Below are 6,338 nucleotides of genomic sequence, written 5' to 3' on the forward strand. Positions count from 1 at the left end.
CAAAAAAAACGCTCAGGACACCGAGGCGATGGGCACGTCGCGAAGCGGATTGAGCACCAAGATCCATGCAGCTATCGATGCCTTGGGCAACCCGGTGCGGCTGATTCTCACCCCGGGCCAGGCCTGTGAATACAGTGTGGCTCCGGCGTTGCTTGAAGGTTTTGCCCCGAACGCAGTACGGGGTGACAAAGGCTACGATGCGACTGCGCCGAGAGACATCATCCGAGCGGTGGGGGCTGAGCCCGTGATTCCCCCGAGGAAGAACCGTTTGGATGTCATCGAGGTTGACTGGCACAGCGATAAAGACCGTCACCTTGTCGAGCGGTTTTTCCAGAACATCAAAGCATTCAGACGAATCGCCACGCGCTATGAGCGGCTGGCACGGAATTATCCGTCGCTACTGTGTCTCGTGTCAGCCTTCGTTTGGCTGGCTTGATTGTTAACGCTCCCTAAGCATTTACGTAAATGGAGAGCATGATAAAAGAAAAAAAGATTGATGATGTAGTTTTCGATTTTATTGAAAACATGGATGCTCTTAATGAAAGCGCACCATTAGTATTATCTGTCGCTGCCATAATGGAATAAAAACTAACTAAAGCTCACGGATATTTCTTAGATAAATATGATGAAATTACCGAACAATATGAAGAAAAAAAAGTTTACTCTGTGCCTGTTTATCGACAATATAGAGTCCGAAGGATTAGAGAAAAGTCGAGCAGTTTAAGAACATTAATTGATTTAATTACTCGTAATTTTTTAGTTTATTATGTTAGTGAGTTTGACAGCTTCTTAGGAGCTTTATTGAGAGTTTTATATAATTTTTTAATGATAGCTATAGACAGATTGCCTACGTATATTTACTAGCTTTTGATTCACTAGAAGATGCAAAAAAAACAAGTGCTATAAAAAGAGATTTAATCCATCCTAAGAAAAAGTCATTCTGATTATTTACCATTCCTCGAAAATAAGTTTTATTTAAAGTTATAGAAAGGATTAGATATTTGGAGTGATTTTATTGAAATTACGGAAAGACGTAACCTTTTTGTTCATGCAAACGGTATCGTTTCAAGTCAATATATAAAGGTTTGCCGCCAACATGGATGTGACATTGAGGGAATTTCAGTTGGTGATCGGTTAACAGAAAATAGTGAATATCTATCACATGCTTACAAGGTTATTTATGAGATTTTTAGTTAATCTTGCACACGCTCTTTGGAGAAAGCTATTCCCAGACGAAAGAGAGCATACTGATAACAGTCTAAATAATGTTGGCTTTAATTTAATTTAAAAAAGAAAAAATCAACTTGCTGCTGACCTGCTAGAGTTTTCAATATCATTACCAAAAAATCACAATTAAATCATTAAAAAAATGATGATTATTAATTTAGCGCAAGCATATTTAAGGCCTGACAAGAAAGATAAATGCCAAGGATTATTGAAGTAGCTCGACTCGAGCGCTACTGGTTGCGAGTTCAAATTAGCTGTAGCCGTACTAAATAAAAATAATGAGCGCGCAGAAAATTTTTTGAAAATAGTTTTAGTTGAAAGAGATTTGAAAGAAAAAAATATTATCGAATGGACTTTATTCAAAGAATTCAGAAAAACAGAAGAATTCCTAAATGCATTTAAAAAGCTATTTGATAAAAATTATGCAAAAAAAAGAAAAGTTATTTAAAGAATAGCTTAACAATCACATGGACAGCTTATTTTCTTTTAAAAAAAAGATAAGAAAGAAGAAAAAAATATTTAGGATACAGTAGAAATAGAAACTATAGAGTCTACTGCTGAAGAGCTAGAGCAAGCTCTTTAAGATAAAATCGCCTAACAAGTCAAATCACGCGGACTTGACAAAGCTGTCACCTTTTTTTGTTCCAAAAAAGTCACCAACTTCACTAATCCGGTGTTTGAGGCGTTAATTAACTTCTGATTAAGTGATCTCGGGTGGCTGGCGAATGCACATCAAGGACGACATGTCGTTTACTCGGTCAATTGGGGTCTGGATTTCCAGTTCTTTTGAACGATTCGGGCCTATTCACGGCCCACGGCGTAGCGCCCCTTGGTATATCCAAACTGGCGCTTGATGACCCGAAACGGGTGCTCCACGCGTGCCCGAGGCGGGGACAGGCGATGATTGATCTCGTGCGTGTCCTCGGGCCGTTCCCGGCCCTCACGCGCTTGAACGGGAAACACCACCAGCGGAGTGCTGGCCGGATCACTCGCCAAGCGGTTGCGCTCCCGCCCTTGTCCCCATGTACTTGCTGCTCCTCGCCGTGCAGCAGGGGAGCGGTGAGCTTGACGTCCGGCACCTTCGCTGCCGTGCCCACCCCGTGTGCACCAGGCTATGGGCCGTATCCACACCCACAGGGGCCTTCATGCCCAAGTACCACGGCTTGCCCTTCTTCGTCGAACGCATCTGCGGATCGCGCTCGCCCTTGGCGTTGTTCGTGGAGCTCGGGGCAGCCATCCGGGTGGCATCAACCCTTGTGCCCTGGCGCAAGATCAGGCCGCGCTCGCCCAAAAGTCCGTATGACGTGGATGCGCCGCATCCTCTCAAGCCCGATCGGGCGGCGTCCATTGCCTGCCTTGGGAGAGTCGGGATCGATCAAGGCCACCCGCCCGGACCGGGCACCACCTCGTTCATCTCGGCCAGAAACGGTGCCTTGCGGGTCTTCTTGGCGTGCTTTACAAAGCCCGAATCGTTCAAGCCCAACTGTTTCATCGTGTGCTCTGTTGCTCCGTGAGGTGGGTTCAGTGTTTATCCCAGGCGGCGGGACTTAATCAGAGGTTCCTTAACAGCTGCCAAATACAGCTCGGCACTCCCAAGAACGGCGTTCCATGCTCCATAGGGATTTATGGATAGGTTTAAATAACTGTCGTGTGTGGTTGTTTGCGTGTGGAAATCGCGCTACAGTTAGTGTGGCGATGGCTTCTGGCCGTCGCTTTAGATGAGAGCGGCATCTGGAAGATGCCGCCACGATATCCACCGCTAACGACAGGAGGGCGTGACGCCTCAGCAGAACGATACCGGAGGTTTGCGCCGTATAATTTTATGAAAAAAACCCAAAGCAAAGCGACGCAGGGCGAAGGACTTTACCTGGTGTTGATCAGTGTCCACGGGCTGATTCGAGGAGAAGAGCTCGAGCTTGGACGTGATGCCGATACGGGCGGGCAGACCAAGTACATTGTTGAGCTGACCCGCGCCTTGGCCGCACATCCTGAAGTTGGACGGGTGGATCTGCTGACGCGGCGCATCCAGGACAGCCGGGTGGCGTCTGATTATGCCAAGCCCACCGAGCAAATCGCCGAAAAAGCCTGGATTGTGCGCTTGGACTGTGGCCCGAAACGCTATCTGTATAAAGAAAGCTTGTGGCCGTATCTGCCCTGTTTTGCCGATAACGCGCTCAAGCATGTGCGCTCTGTGGGCCTGATGCCGGATGTGGTGCATGGGCATTATGCGGATGCGGGCTATGTGGCGGTGCGGCTGGCCAGTCTGTTGGGGGTGCCGATGGTGCAAACCGGCCATTCGCTGGGACGGGTCAAACGGGAGCGCTTGCTGGAAAAGGGCCTTGCGGCACAGGATATTGAGCAGCGTTATGCGATTGCTACCCGCATTGAGGCCGAGGAGGAGGCGCTTAGTCATGCCTATCGGGTGATTGCCAGCACCCGTCAGGAGGTGGAGCAGCAATACGCTTTATATGATCACTATCATCCCGAGCGCATGGTGGTGATTCCGCCGGGTACGGATTTGGCCCGCTTTCATCCTCCCAGGCTGCGTGATCCGCGCACGCCGGTGCGAAAATCCCTGGCGCGCTTTCTGGCTGATCCCGATAAACCGGCGATTCTGGCGCTGTCGCGCCCGGATGAGCGCAAGAATATTCCGGGCCTGATCCGCGCCTATGCCGAACACCCTACGTTGCGCGACAAGGCCAATCTGGTGATTGTGGCCGGGAATCGGCAGCGCATCCGCCAGCTGGAAAAAGGCGCCCGCGAGGTACTCGGCGAGGTGCTGACGCTGATTGACGATTATGATCTGTATGGGCATGTGGCGTATCCCAAGCAGCACAGTGCTGATGATGTGCCGGAGTTTTACCGCTTTGTAACCCGCACACGCGGGGTTTTTGTGAATCCGGCGCTGACGGAGCCCTTTGGTCTGACCCTGATTGAGGCGGCGGCCAGCGGTGCGCCCATTGTGGCTACGCACGATGGTGGCCCGCAGGAAATCATTGCCCATTGTCATAATGGGGTGCTGGTCGATCCGCTGGATACAGCGGCGATGGGGCAGACGATAGATGCGATTATCAGCGACCGGCAGCGTTGGCGGCAGTTTTCCGAGCAGGGGCTGCGCGGGGTGCGCAAGCATTATTCCTGGTCGGGTCATGCCGAGACCTATATCAAATGTATCAAGGGACTGCGCCGTGAGGCGACCCGCCAGCGCAAGGGCCAGCAGCGTCTTTCCGGTAAGCTGGCTCAGGCGGATCGGGCCTTGATCACGGATATTGATAATACCTTGCTGGGAGATCGCAGCGCCTTGCGCCTGTTGTTGCAGCGGCTGCGCGAACAGGGGCGCCATAAACTGGTTTTTGGGATTGCCACCGGGCGGCGTCTGGATTCAGCGCTGGAGGTGCTCAAAGAATGGGGCGTGCCACTGCCGGATGTGTTGATTACCTCGGTGGGCTCCGAGATTCACTATGGCCCCGAGATCACCCAGGATATGGGCTGGTTGAAGCATATTGATCATCAGTGGCGGCGTGAGCGTCTGGTCGAGGTGTTGCTGACCGTTCCCGGCATCGAGCTACAACCCGAGGTGGATCAGCGTCCGCATAAACTGAGCTTTTTTCTCGATCCCAAACAGGCCCCGACCATCAAAGAAATTGAGCGCCTGCTGCGCCAGGAAGATTTGCAGGCCAATCTGATTTATTCGCATGACCGCTTTTTAGATCTGCTGCCCACACGCGCTTCCAAAGGCTTTGCGGTGCGCTATTTTGCCGATAAATGGGGCATTCCGCTGGAGCGCATTCTGGTAGCCGGCGATTCTGGCAATGATGAAGACATGCTGCGCGGCAGTACGCTGGGCGTGGTGGTGGGCAACCATCATCCCGAACTGGAAAAGCTCTATGGCTTCAAGCGGGTCTATTTTGCCAATGCCAAATATGCCGGAGGGATCAATGAGGCGCTCAGCCACTATGATTTCTTTGGTCGCTGTGACGTGCCCGAAAAACCCTAAGAAGCTGTTTGGAAACTACCGCCTCAAGCCAAGCGGTTAGCCATCAGTCGAATCATTGCGAGATAAATCCAGGCTTCGCTGCTCGACATCAAACGCTCGTAGTCCTTGCTCAGACGGCGTGAGTGGTTCAGCCAGCCAAAGGTCCGCTCAACAACCCAGCGTCGCGGCAACAAAACAAACCCTCGGCGCTCCTTGGGACGCAAGACCACCGTCAAGACGAAACGAAAGCGCTGGGCAACCCAGTCAACCAGGCGTCCACTGTAGCCGCCGTCAACCCAGATTTTGCGCAGCTTTTTGCAATGACCGGGGAGATGGCGCAGGAGTTGGCGCGCCCCATCACGGTCTTGCACGCTGGCGGCGGTGACAACGACGGCCAGCACCAGCCCCAGGGTATCGACCAGAAGATGGCGTTTGCGGCCCTTGATCTTCTTGCCGGCGTCATAGCCGCGCTCACCAGGGATCGCCGTGGGCTTGACGCTTTGGCTGTCCAGACACCCGGCGCTTGGATGCTTGTGACGCCCGTGGCGTTGCCGTAGCCGAGCGCGTAGCCTGTCATGAAGACGCTGCCAGGTTCCATCGCGCCGCCAGCGATTGAAGTCATAGTACACTGCCGACCAGGCAGGAAAGTCGCGCGGCAGCTGACGCCACTGGCAGCCCGTCTGCAGGACATAGATGATCGCATTGATGACTTGGCGCATGCTGAGCTTACGAGGGCGCCCGACCGGGGCGCTCGGCAACAGCGGCTTGATCGCCTTCCAGGCGCCGTCGCTGAGGTGACTCGGGTAGTCGTTTTTTGCGAATCTTCTTGCTGCATTTCTGGGGCATGTGGGCCACTTCCTAGAAAAATCGTAGGTTAAGCCATTACGCGATTAATTTCCAAACAGCCTCTCAGTATGGCGCGCCTGGGCGGCGAGGGCATTGCCCAGATGGGTCATGAGCTTCACCGCCAGGGCGCTGGCTGCAGGATGGTCTTGCGGCAAGGGTGCCTGAAGCAGGGCCAAGGCCATCTGTAGATGTGTCTGAGCCTGTTCAGACTGTTGCATCAGCAGCTCAATGGCGGCCATGCCATCGCAGGGCGGTGATTTCCAGCAGCAGCTCAGCGGGACTGAGCGTG

At 52.3% G+C, this 6,338-nt stretch carries 7 protein-coding genes; 4 read left to right on the forward strand and 3 right to left on the reverse strand.

Annotated elements, in window-relative coordinates:
* A partial coding sequence (locus tag THISIDRAFT_RS07805; RefSeq protein WP_221913980.1) for an IS5 family transposase occupies positions 1 to 436 on the forward strand: 436 nt, incomplete at its 5' end.
* A gap of 1,089 nt (positions 437 to 1,525) precedes the next feature.
* Entirely contained in the window at positions 1,526 to 1,675 is a 150-nt protein-coding gene (locus tag THISIDRAFT_RS07810; RefSeq protein ID WP_221913981.1) for a hypothetical protein, read from the forward strand.
* 353 nt (positions 1,676 to 2,028) lie between these two features.
* Here THISIDRAFT_RS07810 and THISIDRAFT_RS15370 read toward each other — a convergent pair whose 3' ends face one another.
* The gene (locus tag THISIDRAFT_RS15370; protein ID WP_418896128.1) at positions 2,029 to 2,223 is read right to left on the reverse strand and encodes a hypothetical protein; all 195 of its coding nucleotides are present in this window, start codon (positions 2,221 to 2,223) and stop codon (positions 2,029 to 2,031) included.
* Positions 2,224 to 2,372: 149 nt separating this feature from the next.
* Between THISIDRAFT_RS15370 and THISIDRAFT_RS15375 the strand changes: the two genes are divergently transcribed.
* Positions 2,373 to 2,741, forward strand: a complete 369-nt coding sequence (locus THISIDRAFT_RS15375) for a hypothetical protein (protein WP_418896129.1) — start codon at positions 2,373 to 2,375, stop codon at positions 2,739 to 2,741.
* A gap of 308 nt (positions 2,742 to 3,049) precedes the next feature.
* Complete coding sequence (locus THISIDRAFT_RS07820; protein ID WP_006788833.1) at positions 3,050 to 5,224, forward strand: HAD-IIB family hydrolase; 2,175 nt, start codon at positions 3,050 to 3,052, stop codon at positions 5,222 to 5,224.
* A gap of 23 nt (positions 5,225 to 5,247) precedes the next feature.
* Here the strand turns inward: THISIDRAFT_RS07820 and THISIDRAFT_RS07825 are convergent.
* Positions 5,248 to 6,049 (reverse strand): IS5 family transposase gene (locus tag THISIDRAFT_RS07825; protein ID WP_246585351.1). Its coding sequence is split into 2 segments (ribosomal slippage): positions 5,248 to 6,009 and positions 6,011 to 6,049, totalling 801 coding nucleotides; the frame shifts between segments, so codons are not numbered across the junction.
* Between the two features lie 44 nt (positions 6,050 to 6,093).
* Positions 6,094 to 6,338, reverse strand: a 245-nt coding sequence (locus THISIDRAFT_RS07830) for a hypothetical protein (protein ID WP_221913982.1), incomplete at its 5' end; no start/stop codon positions are given.

Origin of the sequence: Thiorhodospira sibirica ATCC 700588, from assembly GCF_000227725.2 — a bacterium.
Classification (GTDB): Bacteria; Pseudomonadota; Gammaproteobacteria; order Ectothiorhodospirales; family Ectothiorhodospiraceae; genus Thiorhodospira; species Thiorhodospira sibirica.

What these genes read in the sequence shown, in the direction of transcription:
- THISIDRAFT_RS15375 (WP_418896129.1), top strand. Translation starts at nt 2,373, where the DNA reads ATGCCCAAGTACCACGGCTTGCCCTTCTTCGTCGAACGCATCTGCGGA.
- THISIDRAFT_RS07820 (WP_006788833.1), top strand. Translation starts at nt 3,050, where the DNA reads ATGAAAAAAACCCAAAGCAAAGCGACGCAGGGCGAAGGACTTTACCTG.